Genomic DNA, 14,268 nt, shown 5'->3' on the forward strand with positions numbered 1-14,268 from the left:
TTAAACAAAACCTACGTCCGTCTCTTTACGTTTTTTGTAGTGGGTAATACAAATCGCAATGAGAATAACCAGCCCGATGACGATATTGACGAAGTAGTTTGAAACACCAATCAGGTTAAGGCCGTTTTTCAAGATACCAATCAGGAAAACGCCCATGAGTGTGCCTATCACTGAGCCTCGCCCACCGGATAAACTGGCGCCACCCAGTACAGCCGCGGCAAGCACATCTAGCTCTCCGCCCACAAGGGCACTCGGTACCACTTCACTCATTCGGTAGGTTTGCAACATACCGCCAATCGCTGCCATCGCGCCAAGGTAGCCGTAAGCAAACAGGTAAATCACTGAAACACGGATACCAATACGAGACGCAGATTCTTGGCTGCCACCAACGGCATATAGCTGACGGCCGATATGCGTTTTATTCATTAAAATCCACGTTAAGAAGGCAATGCCAAGCATCACAATTAACGGCAAGCCAACTTGGTAATATTCACCATCCACTTCAAAAGGCAGGATAGTCACAGGGTCTACCCACCAATCAGGTAAGTCATAAATACTGTGTCCGTTGGTTAGCCACATCAGCATTCCGAACAGCAGTGATTGCATACTGATGGTGATGATAATTGACACAACATTCAGCGAATAAATTAAGATAGCGTTGATTAAGCCAAAAGCGATACCGATGATAATCGCCAATGTGATACTGACGGCAGGGCTTGCAATAAAACCTTGCAATAGCCAAGTGGCGATCACGTATTGCACTACGGAAGCCACTGCGGCAAACGAAATATCAATGCCCCCAGTGACGAGAACCACAAATAAACCTAAGGCGAAAATACCTGTAACGGCGTAGCTTTCACTGAGGTCGAGTAAATTTTGAATAGTTAGAAATTGCGGGCTCATCAATGTGAAGAACACCACCATGATAAGAATGACCCAAGTCAGCCAGCCTTCGACAGATTGTGGTCGTAATTTTTGCCAGTTAGCCATTGATGATTTCCTCCAATTGTTGCTCATTGATGGAATCTGTCTCAATTTCTTTGACGATAGAGCCTTGTTTCATATGTAAAATTCGGTCGCAATTGTAATACGCTTCGGAGGCTTCATCGGTAATTAATAGAATAGAGATACCGACACCTGACAAACGGTGAATGAGTTTGTAAATACTGTCTTTTGCGCCAATATCGACGCCAACAGTCGGTGAGTCTAAAATGAGTACTTTAGGACGTGTTAAAATCCATTTAGCAAGTACCACTTTTTGTTGGTTACCGCCTGAAAGTGTTGAAAGGGCATTATTGGGGTCAGTGACTTTAATATCTAAGTCGGCTATCCACTCTTGCACAATTTCTTGGCACTGTTTTTCATCAATTAAATGTAAAGGCGTTTTGAGGCGATCGAGAATCGAAATCACCATATTGTCTGCGATGGATTGCTGTAAAATTGCCCCTAAAGTCAGGCGGTCTTCGGAGACATAACCAATGCCGCGCTTAATGGCGTCGGTGTTGTTTTTTAACTTAACAGGTTTGCCTTCGATGAGTAATTCACCACTATCTGGGTGGGTAATGCCAAACAACGATAGCGCTAATTCAGTGCGGCCTGAGCCAAGTAAACCACATAAGCCTAATACTTCGCCGCGTTTTAGATTTAAGTTGATATCACGATATTGCCCAGCTCGGCTGAGGTTTTTTAGCTCTAGTACCGTGCGTCGGTCTTCCGCATTATTAGGTGGCTTACGTTCATGGACAATATCTAAGCCAGTCATTAACTCAGTAATTTTGCGGGTAGTTAAGCCTTCAGCAGGCCATGTACCAATTTTTTGACCATCGCGGATCACGGTGATGCGGTCAGAGATCTCTTTGACTTCTTCTAGTCGATGACTCACAAAAACAACGGTAATTCCCTTATCTTTTAGGTAATTAACCGTTGAGAGTAGTTGGTTGACTTCTGTACGGGTCAATGAAGCCGTTGGTTCATCCATAATCACCAGACGTGCATCGGCGACTAGGGCGCGGCAGATAGCAACCTGTTGGCGTTGAGCAATGGGTAAAAATTGCACAGGTGTGTCTGGGTTAATGGTGAAAGCCAGTTCATTGAGGATTTCTAAGGCTTTCTCGCGCAGTTGTTTTTTACGAAACCAGCCAAAATAGCCTTTGAGGTTTAGCTCAAAGGCGATATTTTCAGCAACGGTTAAATTTGGAAATAATGACAAATCTTGGTAGATAACTTGTACGCCTAATTCACGCGCTTTATCGGGCGTCAATCGGTGATAACTTTTCCCATCAATTTCAATTTTACTACCGTCATCAGGGGCATAGACACCACTGATAGTTTTAATTAATGTGCTTTTCCCACACCCATTGGTGCCCGCTAAACAGTGCACTTCACCTTTGTTGAGCGTCAAATCGATATTGCGTAATGCACGGTGACCACCGAAGCTTTTGGAAAGGTCGCGCAAGGTAATGAGTGGATCGGATTTGTCAGCTTTTGAGGTGTTTGTCATAAGTACAATTCCTACTGCAAATAAATTGGTGTTGGCTTGTTCGTGATGAGCGCGAGCCGCTGCGCTAGTGCAGGCGACTCGAACTCAAAGAACATAAAATTTAATATATTGATAAATATTGTATTTTTGTTTTAAACATTATTTTGATAATGTGAAATTACAGACCGACTTCAACCAATTTTTTCGTATTTTCAATATTCAAATTAACAGGGTTATCACTTAAAATCGTGTTACCACTGACTTTGATTTCACCCATATCACCAATAGACACGCCATCTTTAATTTCTTCACCATTCATCATGGCTGTTGCGACTTGTACAAATACTTGTCCTGCGACTTTAGGATTGGAAATATAGCCGCCATCAATTGCACCTTTTTCCAGTAACTTGATGCCTTGACCTGGTGTGAACGTCCCGAATACACAGGTTTCGTCATTTTTACGGCGTTTATCAATGGCTCGTCCTGCACCGATAGGGCCTTGTGAACCAAATGACATGATGCCTTTTAAGTCTTTATGCTTAGATAACAAGTCATTAGCTGTACGCATTGAGTCATCAACGGATTCGGCAACACCAAAGCGGTCATCGACCATTTGCATTTTCGGGTAGTTCGCTTTTTGGTAAGCAATTGCCGCGTCGGCCCATTCGTTCACTAATGGTACTGTCAGGCTTCCCACAAACATGGCGTATTTGCCTTCTTCACCCATACAGGCCGCCATATCTCTCATATGGTTAGCACCCATGCTTTGGGTATCAAGTAATTCAAAGTCCCAATCTGCATTTTTTTGATTTGGTGATTCGTGGGTAATAACTTTAATTCCAGCGTCTTGGGCGCGTTTTAATACAGGCTCAAGCACTTTAGCGTCGTTAGGGACAACGCCAATGACATCCACTTTTTTCGCGATTAAATCTTCGATAGCACGAACTTGTTCCGCTGGGTCAGCCGTTGTTGGGCCAACTTGGAAGGCATTTACACCGAGTTTTTTGCCTTCTTCAGTAATACCTTGTTCCATAACATTAAACCAAGGAATACCACCGACTTTAACGACGACACCCATGGTAAAGGGCTTTTGTGCTTTTTGTGATTCAGCCATCGCGACATTTGAAAATAGTGCAACGCTCATTAAACAAGGTAAAACTAGCTTCTTCATGTTCATAGTTGTATTCCTTAGTGTAGATGGATACTAAATCAAGAAATTCCATTATTTAGAAATAATGAATTTCTCATATTTAGGTATGCCTATAATTAAGTGCCAAGGAATTATGAATAAATAACATCCCTGCACTTATTTAATACAGAAAATAAAATAGAACTTGTTTTTTTACTTACATCATAGTTACATGATTTTTATTTTTATAAACTATTTATCGCACTCGATAATTCTAAGGTTAGAAAATTGTTTTTGAAAATTATTATCATTTAGTTTGTTTGTGATTAATACGTCGATATCATCAAATGTACAAACCTGACTAAATGCATATTTTCCTAATTTACTATTATCCGCGAGCAAAACTTTATTTTCAGAAACCTGTAACATAATATTTTTTAATTTTGAGTTTATTTCACTGCCATCACGAATACCATTTTCGATATTAAATCCTTGGCATGAAAGAAATAAGGTTTTTATCTGAAAGCTACGAATAATACTTTCTGCAATTGGGCCATGAAAATCATCATGACGTTCTGAATATTCCCCACCAATACCAATAACGCGTACTCGGTCACGGCAGGCCAACGCTTGGATTATCTTGACCGAGTTTGTCACTACCGTAATGTCGATATCAGGTATTTGCCGTGCGAGAAACCAGCAAGTACTGCTGTTATCTAACATAATACAGTCACCAGGCTGAATTAATTTCAGTGCAGCCTTCGAAATCTTCATCTTGGCATCAGGGTGCTCTTCGGTTCTTTTGCGAAAAGACTCTGCACCATCAACCATTTGACTGAGCTTGACCGAAGAAGGCATCACATTCACCATCGGCATTTCTTCTTGGTCGATGGCAACTGCTCCCCCAAAACTACGGATGATCCTATTTTCACGTTCAAGAGCCGTTAAATCACGACGGATAGTTTCTTGAGAAACGAGACATAATTGAGCTAAATCACGCACTAGCGCCGAGCCATTCTGCGAAACATGAGAACAAATTAATTTATGGCGTTCGGCTTGTAACATATTTAACTCCTATTCTTTCCACGATATTTATTCTGCCCGTATTGCTTTTTTTTTGTCGTGATTGGATTCAAGTTATCTCTTTTTGAAAAAAACAAAGCCGATTAAAGTGATTGCGATCGGTATTTTATGAATTTAATTTCACTAAGTTACACAATAACTAGACTTGCATCACTATATTTGCGGTATCTTTTTACTTTTATGGTATTAAACAAAAAGTATTGGGCTAATTCGGTCAACTAACCACATCCTATTTATGTGTTTTCTTGACCGCCTATGCCCGAATGTGTCCGAGTTGGTCTGTTTTGTTGCGAGTTTGTAAAGTGAGGTGCTTTTTAAATGGCCTAAATCTGTTTACCTTAATAGGTAGATATAGGTTATCAACACACAGAAAACATCATGATAATAAATTTTTGTTGTTGATATTAAAGCATATTTTATAAAGCTAGGGAGTTGTTATGTTAGAAAAATTGAAACAACAAGTCTTTGAAGCAAACCTTGCCTTACCCAAACATAACCTAGTGACCTTTACTTGGGGGAATGTGAGTGGTATTGACCGCGAAGCTGGGTTAATGGTGATAAAACCTTCTGGCGTTGACTATGAAACCATGAAAGCAGAAGACATGGTGGTGGTCTCGTTGGAAAGCGGAAAAGTGGTAGAAGGGAAATATCGGCCTTCTTCGGATACCGACACGCATTTGGCGCTGTACCAAGCATTCCCTGAAATTGGCGGTATTGTCCATACTCACTCTCGCCATGCGACTATTTGGGCTCAAGCAGGCCTGCCATTGAGTGCTTTAGGGACAACCCATGCCGATTATTTCTATGGTGAAATTCCTTGTACCCGTAAAATGACAGCAAGTGAAATTGAAGGCGATTATGAAAGAGAAACGGGTCATGTGATTATTGAAACCTTCAAGGAAAAAGGCCTGTCAGCAAAAGATATTCCAGCCGTATTAGTGAATAGCCATGGGCCATTTGCTTGGGGAACAAGCCCCGATAATGCAGTGCATAATGCCGTAGTGTTAGAAGAAATTGCCTATATGAATTTATTTACCCGTCAATTAAGTTCACAAATAGGTTCCATGCAACAAGTATTATTAGATAAACACTATTTACGTAAGCACGGTAAAAATGCGTATTACGGGCAAAAATAAAGCGGTTAAAAAATTAATTAAATAGAATTGGCAAACGAGAGCAATTATTGATTTTATGATCAATAACGGATTTCTTCGTTTATAAAATAGCCACAATGAATATGCTATGTGGCTATTTTACTGTTTTTTAAATACAGCCATCACTCAGGTTTATTTAGTTAAACCTGTGGTTGTTTTTTGATTAATTAAATGTTTTTAAACTAAGTATATTTCTCTAAGCTGATTAATATCATTATCTGTGAATTTAAGTTCATCTTTAATATACCTTTCAACAGAGCCAGATATTTCTTCCATTGTATTAAAGACTTCTAAAATAAATGATTCTTGAGTATCAATTAGAGAAAGTAAATAATCCAGTACATTTTGGTCTTGGGTTATTTTGCGATATCCCGCCATTTTAATTTCGTTACGTTCAAGGCGATTAAAATGAGTAAGCATATAGTCGTCAACGATGGCTTTTTTTGGAACACCTAGCATAGCAAGTACAAGTAGTGCACCATAACCCGTTCGGTCTTTTCCTCCTCGGCAATGCTGAATATTTGGGGCATTGTGGCTATCGAGTAAAACTTCGATCATTTGTTTGAAGGCAGCTTTTGACTTATCACTTACTACAAATTGGCGATATTGCTCCAATATTTGTAACCCATCGCCGTTAATCATTTCTTTAGGAATATGTTGGATAACACTTTCGATTAATGCTTTGTCTTCATTATCCGGTGATGCGGCAAATTGTGCTGCTAATTCAGCGGTTTGAGCCGTAGCATCGAGATGATACGTTTTCTTTTCACCAACATGGCAATTAGGCGATTTATTAATTTCATTTTGAGTACGGTAATCGATGATGCTGTTTATCCCTAAATGGGAGATGTAATTTACTGCTTGTTCACTAAGATTAAACAGATGGTTAGAACGATATAGCATTCCCCATTTCACCTGTTTTCCGTCTGTTGTGGTATAACCTCCAAAGTCACGGAAGTTATTTAACCCCTCAATAGGCAATGTTCTTTCAGCGAATAATTTACATCCATTGGCATTTTGTAAAATAAAATAGATACGCTGTTTCGCCTTTAATGGGTCTTGAACTGTAATTGTATTCTCTATTTTATCCGTAATGAAATTCTCAGGACAAACCTGAGTATCAGGTTTGTCCGTCCAATATAATGCCAGAGGGGAGGATGGAACTTCACTAAATTTTATTTCGAGTGTTGATTCACTCACTCTATTGATTTCGATTTCCATATATTTCCCTTTATCATCCTAAAATTCCGAATACAGAACAAACAACACCTAAAACCATAATGGCGACAATTAATGCAACGGTATGTTTCCCTTGAAATTTACGAACAAGGAAGAAAATACCAAGCGCAAAGAGAAGGGTGAGTAAGTTAGGTATTACCTTGTCAAACATCTCTTGTACTTTGATAGATTGCTCACCAACGGCGATGGTTAGCGGTGTGGAAAGTTTGACGGTCGTGGCAATTAAAGAGCCGAGGACCATGACCCCGACAACGTTCGCCATATTAGTAATTCGCTGAATAATATTTGATTTTTTCGATTGTTCGATTAAATCAACGCCTTTGTTATAGCCATAATGAATAAAGAAATATTTGGTACCGATATTGACGATATTAAACAAAATAAACATTAATATTGGGCCAATAATATTACCTTGCAGTGCAAATGCAGCTCCGATGCTGCCGCAAATAGGTAGCCACGTAAATTTTAATAAGCTATCACCGAGACCTGCAAATGGCCCCATCAAACCAGCTTTTACAGAAACAACAGCCTCTTTTTCTTCTTCTGTTGTTTTTTCTTCTAATGCTGCGGTCACACCAAGAATTAATGCGCCTGCGTTAATTTGTGTGTTAAAGAATTCAAAATGGCGTTGCATGGCTTTAATACGCGTTTCTTGGTCAGCTTTTTCATAAAGCTTATCGAGAACGGGTACCATACAATGTGCAAAACCAATAGTTTGCAGTTTTTCGTAGTTGTATGAGAATGACATGGTTTGAATTCGCCAAAACATACCATTGAGTTCTTTTTTCGTGAGTTTCTTATTTTCAGAGGGGGTTATTTCACTCATAAGTCATATTCCTCTTCTTCATTTTTATGGGCGGCTGGTGTAGCTTTTTCATCTGGTGTTTGGCGCAAACTGCTGGCGAATGCCATGTCATAAAGCACAGCAAATGCCAGAGCGATAAATGTAATTGGGATAATTGGCAGTTTTAAATAGGTTGTAAGCATGAAGCCGAGCAGAAAGAAAAACCACATTCTGCCTTTCAGCAGCATTAATAACAGAATACAGATACCGACCGCAGGGATCAGCTTAGATGCAACCCCCATACCTGTTAAAATACTTTCAGGCACAGCATTTAATATGCTATTGACTAAGTCACTACCAAAATAAACGGCAATAAAGCAGGGAATGGCGCGAATAAAAAACCACAGTGGTGTCGAGAAATAATGGACTTTGGTTAGGCCGCTGTAGTTTCCATCAAGAATGGATTTACTTGCCCAAACATTTAAGAAACTGGCAAAAGAGCGCCAGATAATCAGTAATTGCTGACATAAAATAGAGACAGGTACGGCAAGGGCGATACCTGCTGCAATTCCACCATTGGAAGCAATACCGAGAGCAACTCCAATGATAGAACCGGCGATGATATCGGGTGCGGAATAAGCCCCAACGTTACCAATCCCCATCCACATCAATTCTAAGGTGGCGCTAATGGCGAGTCCTTGAACCATATCACCCATGATAATACCGGCCACAGTACCGGTGAGCAGTGGGCGTCTTAGCATTTGCGGACCGACATCATCCAATGAGCAAATACCGGCCCAAATCGCAATTAAAATGGCCTCTACCAACATAATAGGCTCCTCACTTATTAAGTGAAAATAAGCATGACTAAATGAATTAATTGAGTAATGTTTTCAATTCAACAATGGGGTCTTTAGGAACCATTTGAATTTCAACGGCAACGTTATTGTTGATCAGTGACCTAAAGGCGTGTTCTTCTTCTGGTGTGACGGCAACTGCACGGGATAAATTACGACGGCCTTCTTGCATACGCATTCCACCAACATTCAATTTTTCCAGTTTTAAGCCACTTTCGACGAGTTTGTTTACATCAATGCTGTTAGTAAACAGCAACATGGTGCGACGTTTAATTTCTGCTTTTTTTAAGACCTCAATGAATTTATCGACACCAAAAACGACGACTTTGAGATCTGGTGGAGCCGCCATAGTCAGAACTGATTGTTGAACGGTGTCATTGGCAACTTTGTCATTAACGATAATCACCTGCTCAATATCAAAGTTTTTAACCCAAGTGGTAATAACTTGGCCGTGAATAAGTCTGTCATCAATCCGAGCAACATTAATTGGCATGGGGTTCTCCTAAAGTTCGCTATCGTTTTGTGTTAATGGTTTAAGTTGTTCACCGACATTGATGCAGCTGCCAGGGAATACATCATTAATGATTTGATGAAGTTCATGTAAAGGGAGGTCTCGGTTACTGAGTATTTCGAGAAAAGTAGGCACATTGATCCCGCAGTACAGCACAGCATCATTTTGGGTAATAACGAGCTCGCTGGCTAGGTTGCAAGGAGATCCACCTAATAAATCCACTAAAATTAAAACGCCATCACCTTTATTAACATTTTGATATGTTTCAAATAAATGCTTTTTTACCTCATTAATATTGCTTTCTCTTTGAATCGAAATCACGCTGATATCTTCTTGCGAGCCAATTAGCATTTCTGCACATTCCAATAACCCTTGTGCAAAAGGCCCATGGCTGGCCAGAATGATAGGTATCTGAGAGCTCATTTTTTCCCCTTATCTTTCTTCTTTTAGTAATAAAATTACTTTTATATATTTATTTTAAAGTAACAATATCACAAAAAAGAGGAATGAAAAGGGGCGCCTATTAGAAAGGATCATTTTTGTGAGCAAGATCGAAGTGGCTACTTAGAGCCACGTAGAAGATACTAAGAAGAAAAAAGGACTAGTTATTGCTATTTAAGCGAGAAAAGCGCTCTGCACGAGTGCTAATTTGTTTTTGAATTCTTTCATCATACTGTTTAATAAATAGATTAGTAATCAGCATATTAATTACAGTCAGTTGCGAAATTTTTGAACGAATAGGAATGAGCCTTGAAACATGTTCAGTGGAAATAGTGTGCAAAATAGTTTCAGCTAGCGATGACACCGAACTTTGTCCCATTTTAGTGATAGCAATGGTTGGAACATGTAATTCACGCGCAAGGGTAAGTAGCTTGATGCATTCGTGGTTTTCACCGGAATGAGAAATGACAATGACAAGATCGTTTTGATCTAACGTATTCACAATACTGAATTGGATGCTGTAATCAAGGTGGCAATTGACATCTTTTTTTATTTTAATTAGTTGATATTCAAATTCTTTTGCAACTAATCCGCTACTTCCTGCACCATAAATGACAATTTTTTTACTCTTACTAATTAATTCATTTGCTTGCGTAAAGGCATTTAAATTAACCAAAGCACACGTTTCTTCTATGGATGATTTCTCAATCAGTCCTACTTTGTGATTAACGGTTTCCATTGAGTCATTAAGATCAATATCTTCTTGCAGCAGGGTGCCGTAAGACTTGTGATTAATCGATGAAATTAAATCAATTTTTAGGTCGCTAAAACCTTGGTAGCCCAATTTATGACATAGGCGCAAAATAGTGGTGGTACTGACCTTATTTTCTTGGGCGAGGGATTGAATGCTAATACTTTGCATGTTTTTCTTATTAGCAATAATGTACTCAGCAACTTGTTTTTCTTTGGTGGAAAGGCTGTCTCTGGCCTCTCTAAGTTTTAGGTCTATCATTATTTACCCTGCTAATAAATTAAAATTCGCCATCACGAAACGGATCCTACCATATCTTAAAAATAGGGAAATGGTGACTTTTCTTTATTGGGGGTGTGTCACGATAAATGGGGTTATGGCTCAGGCGAGAAAGTAAGGTTAGTAAGAAAAGACTAACAAATATAAATAGTTAGCTATATCCCTATTGCTTAATAGTTACCTAAGCAATAGGGGACAGTTTGTTTTTAAAGTGTGACGCCCATTTTAAAAATCGCTAATTCACGGAAATCATTGATTTCATTTTTAGTGTGTTCACCATTAACGGTTTTGACAACAAGCTGAATGAAGTCATCTAATAATTGCTCCATGGATTTTCCTGTTAATAAGGCGCCTGCATTAAAATCAATCCAATGGGGTTTTTTGGCAGCTAACTCATTATTGGTCGCAATTTTCATGGTGGGGACAAATCCCCCATAGGGCGTACCTCGACCTGTCGTAAATAATACCATGTGGCAGCCAGCTGCGCCTAAGGCACTGGTGGCAATGGCATCATTACCCGGTGCGCTTAACAAATTGAACCCTGGGGTTGTCAGGCGCTCTCCATATTTTAAAACATCCATTACTTGGCTAGTACCCGCCTTTTGTGTGCAGCCGAGGGATTTTTCTTCAAGTGTCGAAATTCCTCCTGCTTTATTGCCTGGAGATGGGTTTTCATAAATTGGCTGGTCATGAGCAATAAAATACTGTTTGAAGTCATTGATCATATTGACCGTTTTCTCAAACGTCAGCTCATCATGGCAGTGGTTCATTAGAATTTGTTCAGCACCAAACATTTCAGGCACTTCGGTTAACACCGTCGTTCCGTTATGGCTGACTAAAAAATCAGAAAAACAGCCTAACAATGGGTTAGCTGTGATCCCTGAAAGGCCATCAGAGCCACCACATTCAAGACCAAATTTTACTTCGCTTAGCTTACCCGCCTCGCGTTTGTCTTGCTGTACAAATTGATAAAGTGCATTAAGGTGCTCGACACCGGCTTCAATTTCATCATCTAATTGTTGGCAGACCATAAATTTGACGCGTTCATCATCATAGTCACCTAGTGTTTCTTTAAAAGCGGCGACTTGATTGTTTTCACAGCCTAAACCGATGACGAGTACGCCACCTGCGTTAGGGTGCTTAACCATATCTTGTAAAATAGTACGGGTTGTTAAATGGTCATCACCGAGCTGGGAACAGCCTAAAGTATGGTTATAAAGATAAACACCATCAATATCAGAAGCGCCATTATGTTGTTTATTAAAGCGTTCGATCATTTTTCTCGCCAGCGCATTTACACAGCCAACCGTTGGGATCACCCAAATTTCATTACGGATAGCCACATCACCGTTTGTTCGGCGATAGATTTGCACGTCTGGATCCGGCCGTGTAGCGGTAATTGTGTTGTGCTCAGGGTGGTACTCATATTCATTTAAAGCACTTAAATTGGTAGCGGTATTATGAGTATGAACATGTTCTCCAGCTGTTATGGTAGTCGTTGCATGGCCGATGGGAGCGCCATATTTAACAATATTTTTGCCGGTTTCAATCGGGTTCAGGGCGATTTTATGCCCTCTGTCAACATCTTGTTTTAATGTCACTGATTGCTCTGCAACAGTAATGGTTTCCCCTGCTTGCCGGTTAACTAAAGTAATGGCGACATTGTCATTGGGATGTATTTTAATTATATCTTTTATCATATTGCGTTCCCTGAACTGGAAATCGGATTAAGCGTGATCAGCCACAAAAAGTATGAATGATCTTTTGTTGTCTAAATTTCATTCATTATACGATCTGGTTTATAACTTTAAAAGATGTTATACCAATTTATTGCAATTTATTTATTAGTGAAGTTCTATTTCACCCATCGTCGAAAAATTTCGTTATACTGTGAGGCATTAGTGGCCAACGAGTCGGGTGGTTATGTGAAAGGAGAAAATAATGAGCTCACAAGAGAGTGAACCGCGCCTATACCAACAAGTTGCGGCTCTGGTCAAAGAACGTATCGAAAATGACGAATACCCAGTTGGCACTAAATTACCTGCGGAACGGTTACTTGCTGACGAAATGAAGGTGAGCCGTACGGTGATCCGCGAAGCCATCATTATGTTAGAAGTGGAAGGCTATGTGGATGTACGCAAAGGATCTGGCATACATGTCATCAATAATCGGTCTAATAACTCAGTCAATACAGAAACCGGATTAGAATTTAGTCGTTGTGGGCCATTTGAACTCTTACAAGCAAGGCAACTGATTGAAAGCCATATCGCCGAGTTTGCCGCGACCCAAGCCACTAAAGAAGATATTTTAAAACTAGTTGATATTCAAAAGCATGCTCGCAAAGAGGATCGTTTTCGTGACTCAACATGGGATCTTGCCTTTCACATGCAAATTGCCGCGTCGACCCATAACAGTGCGATGGTGGTGATCGTTGAGCAAATGTGGAGCCAACGCTTACGTAACCCATACTGGCTCAAACTTCATGAGCACATTGATAACCGTTCGATTGAGAGCTGGTGTGATGAGCACGACCAAATTTTGCAGGCACTAGCGCGTCGAGACCCAAAAGGGGCGCGGCAAGCCATGTGGCAACATTTGGAAAATACCAAAAAAATGTTATTCAACGCGACTAGTGATGACTTCGAGTTCACCATGGACCGCTACTTCTTTGCCGATAGCCCAACGATGGATGATAACAGCTAGTTATTCCTCATCATCTTCAGATATCTGCTTCAGCGCGGGGAGGTTAACTAAAATAATTTTCCCGTATTTTGCATCAATCCAGCCTAGTTTTTCCCATGCGACTAAACGCTTATTGATAGTTTGCCGTGTGGTATTAATGATGGTCGCCAAGTCATCTTGTGTTAGGTATAGGCTCAATTGAATTCCCTTTTCATGGGGCTCCCCATAGCCTTCTGCTAAGCTCAACAAGCGTTTGGCGAGTCGGGCTGAAACGGACAATAAGGCACTGTCATTGATAATGGTAAAGGCATTACGGATCACTTTACAGAGCAAAATATTCAGAAATTGGTAAAAAACGGGGTGTTTTTCCAAGATCATGGTTAAGTCTTTCGGTGATATCGTCAGTAAAATGGTTGGGCTAATCGCTTTGGCATCATGGGTGCGCGCTGATTTATCTAGCATGGCAATTTCGCCAAACCAATTGCCTGGTGAAAGATAGCGAAATACACATTCACGGCCATCTGAGGAAATTGAACTTACTTTTACTGAACCTTGGAGCACCGCATATAGACCACGGGCAGGGTCACCTTGGTAGTGAACCATTTCACCATCTGGATAAAAACGCAATGTGGCGCATGTCATTAAGATGGAAATCAAATAATCAGGTAAGTTACTAAACCAACTATTTGTTTTTAATATTTCAAGAATATTTTCATGCGTTAGAACTAATTGGCTGTTTTGTACCGCAATGTTCATCTGAATGCTCCCTGCATGATTAGCTAACTTTATCATGACATTTGGTAGGGTTATGTTCAATCATGAACCGCTGTAATATTCGAGTAAACCTCATAAATAAGAAATAGGGTAATAGAAAACCCG

General features: G+C 40.1%; 14 protein-coding genes. 2 read left to right on the forward strand and 12 right to left on the reverse strand.

The genetic code is table 11. The annotated features are described in order from the left end of the window. The 4 genes from PR800_RS04520 to PR800_RS04535 all read right to left on the reverse strand — a co-directional run bounded on the left by PR800_RS04520 (position 1) and on the right by PR800_RS04535 (position 4,673). Positions 1–990 carry an ABC transporter permease gene (locus PR800_RS04520; protein WP_004259203.1) on the reverse strand — a complete coding sequence of 330 codons (990 nt, stop codon included), beginning with the start codon at positions 988–990 and terminating at the stop codon, positions 1–3. After that, positions 983–2,500, reverse strand: a complete 1,518-nt coding sequence (locus tag PR800_RS04525; RefSeq protein ID WP_272530298.1) for a sugar ABC transporter ATP-binding protein — start codon at positions 2,498–2,500, stop codon at positions 983–985. Before PR800_RS04525 ends, PR800_RS04520 begins: the two co-directional genes overlap by 8 nt. 157 nt (positions 2,501–2,657) lie before the next feature. Continuing rightward, a complete protein-coding gene (locus PR800_RS04530; protein WP_036958239.1) occupies positions 2,658–3,650 on the reverse strand; it encodes a substrate-binding domain-containing protein in 993 nt (330 codons plus the stop codon). A 210-nt stretch (positions 3,651–3,860) separates the two neighbouring features. Continuing rightward, positions 3,861–4,673, reverse strand: coding sequence for a DeoR/GlpR family DNA-binding transcription regulator (locus tag PR800_RS04535; protein ID WP_102138065.1), 813 nt, complete (start codon positions 4,671–4,673; stop codon positions 3,861–3,863). Positions 4,674–5,128: 455 nt separating this feature from the next. Between PR800_RS04535 and araD the strand changes: the two genes are divergently transcribed. Further along, positions 5,129–5,827: an L-ribulose-5-phosphate 4-epimerase gene (gene araD, locus PR800_RS04540; protein ID WP_102138064.1), complete on the forward strand. Its 699-nt coding sequence runs from the start codon at positions 5,129–5,131 to the stop codon at positions 5,825–5,827. 195 nt (positions 5,828–6,022) lie between these two features. Here araD and PR800_RS04545 read toward each other — a convergent pair whose 3' ends face one another. The 7 genes from PR800_RS04545 to PR800_RS04575 form a co-directional block, all read right to left on the reverse strand. Continuing rightward, the gene (locus PR800_RS04545) at positions 6,023–7,066 is read right to left on the reverse strand and encodes a tyrosine-protein phosphatase (protein WP_102138063.1); all 1,044 of its coding nucleotides are present in this window, start codon (positions 7,064–7,066) and stop codon (positions 6,023–6,025) included. Positions 7,067–7,079: 13 nt separating this feature from the next. Further along, entirely contained in the window at positions 7,080–7,910 is an 831-nt protein-coding gene (locus tag PR800_RS04550) for a PTS system mannose/fructose/sorbose family transporter subunit IID (protein WP_102138062.1), read from the reverse strand. Next, positions 7,907–8,698 carry a PTS mannose/fructose/sorbose/N-acetylgalactosamine transporter subunit IIC gene (locus PR800_RS04555; protein WP_102138061.1) on the reverse strand — a complete coding sequence of 264 codons (792 nt, stop codon included), beginning with the start codon at positions 8,696–8,698 and terminating at the stop codon, positions 7,907–7,909. The genes PR800_RS04550 and PR800_RS04555 overlap by 4 nt, the downstream gene beginning before the upstream one ends. Before the next feature lie 46 nt (positions 8,699–8,744). Continuing rightward, positions 8,745–9,218: a PTS system mannose/fructose/N-acetylgalactosamine-transporter subunit IIB gene (locus tag PR800_RS04560; RefSeq protein ID WP_102138060.1), complete on the reverse strand. Its 474-nt coding sequence runs from the start codon at positions 9,216–9,218 to the stop codon at positions 8,745–8,747. A 9-nt stretch (positions 9,219–9,227) separates the two neighbouring features. Then, positions 9,228–9,659 (reverse strand): PTS sugar transporter subunit IIA, encoded by a 432-nt coding sequence (locus tag PR800_RS04565; protein WP_272530299.1) that lies wholly within the window; start codon positions 9,657–9,659, stop codon positions 9,228–9,230. A gap of 178 nt (positions 9,660–9,837) precedes the next feature. Then, positions 9,838–10,689 (reverse strand): MurR/RpiR family transcriptional regulator, encoded by an 852-nt coding sequence (locus PR800_RS04570; RefSeq protein WP_102138058.1) that lies wholly within the window; start codon positions 10,687–10,689, stop codon positions 9,838–9,840. A gap of 224 nt (positions 10,690–10,913) precedes the next feature. Beyond that, positions 10,914–12,407 carry a UxaA family hydrolase gene (locus tag PR800_RS04575; protein ID WP_272530301.1) on the reverse strand — a complete coding sequence of 498 codons (1,494 nt, stop codon included), beginning with the start codon at positions 12,405–12,407 and terminating at the stop codon, positions 10,914–10,916. A 241-nt stretch (positions 12,408–12,648) separates the two neighbouring features. Here PR800_RS04575 and exuR point away from each other — a divergent pair, with 241 nt between their 5' ends. Then, positions 12,649–13,410 (forward strand): transcriptional regulator ExuR, encoded by a 762-nt coding sequence (gene exuR / locus PR800_RS04580; RefSeq protein WP_102138056.1) that lies wholly within the window; start codon positions 12,649–12,651, stop codon positions 13,408–13,410. Here exuR and PR800_RS04585 read toward each other — a convergent pair whose 3' ends face one another. Continuing rightward, positions 13,411–14,145 (reverse strand): Crp/Fnr family transcriptional regulator, encoded by a 735-nt coding sequence (locus PR800_RS04585; protein WP_229597485.1) that lies wholly within the window; start codon positions 14,143–14,145, stop codon positions 13,411–13,413. Between the last annotated feature and the right edge of the window lie 123 nt (positions 14,146–14,268).

The organism is Providencia sp. PROV205, assembly GCF_028479505.1.
Lineage (GTDB): Bacteria > Pseudomonadota > Gammaproteobacteria > Enterobacterales > Enterobacteriaceae > Providencia > Providencia huaxiensis.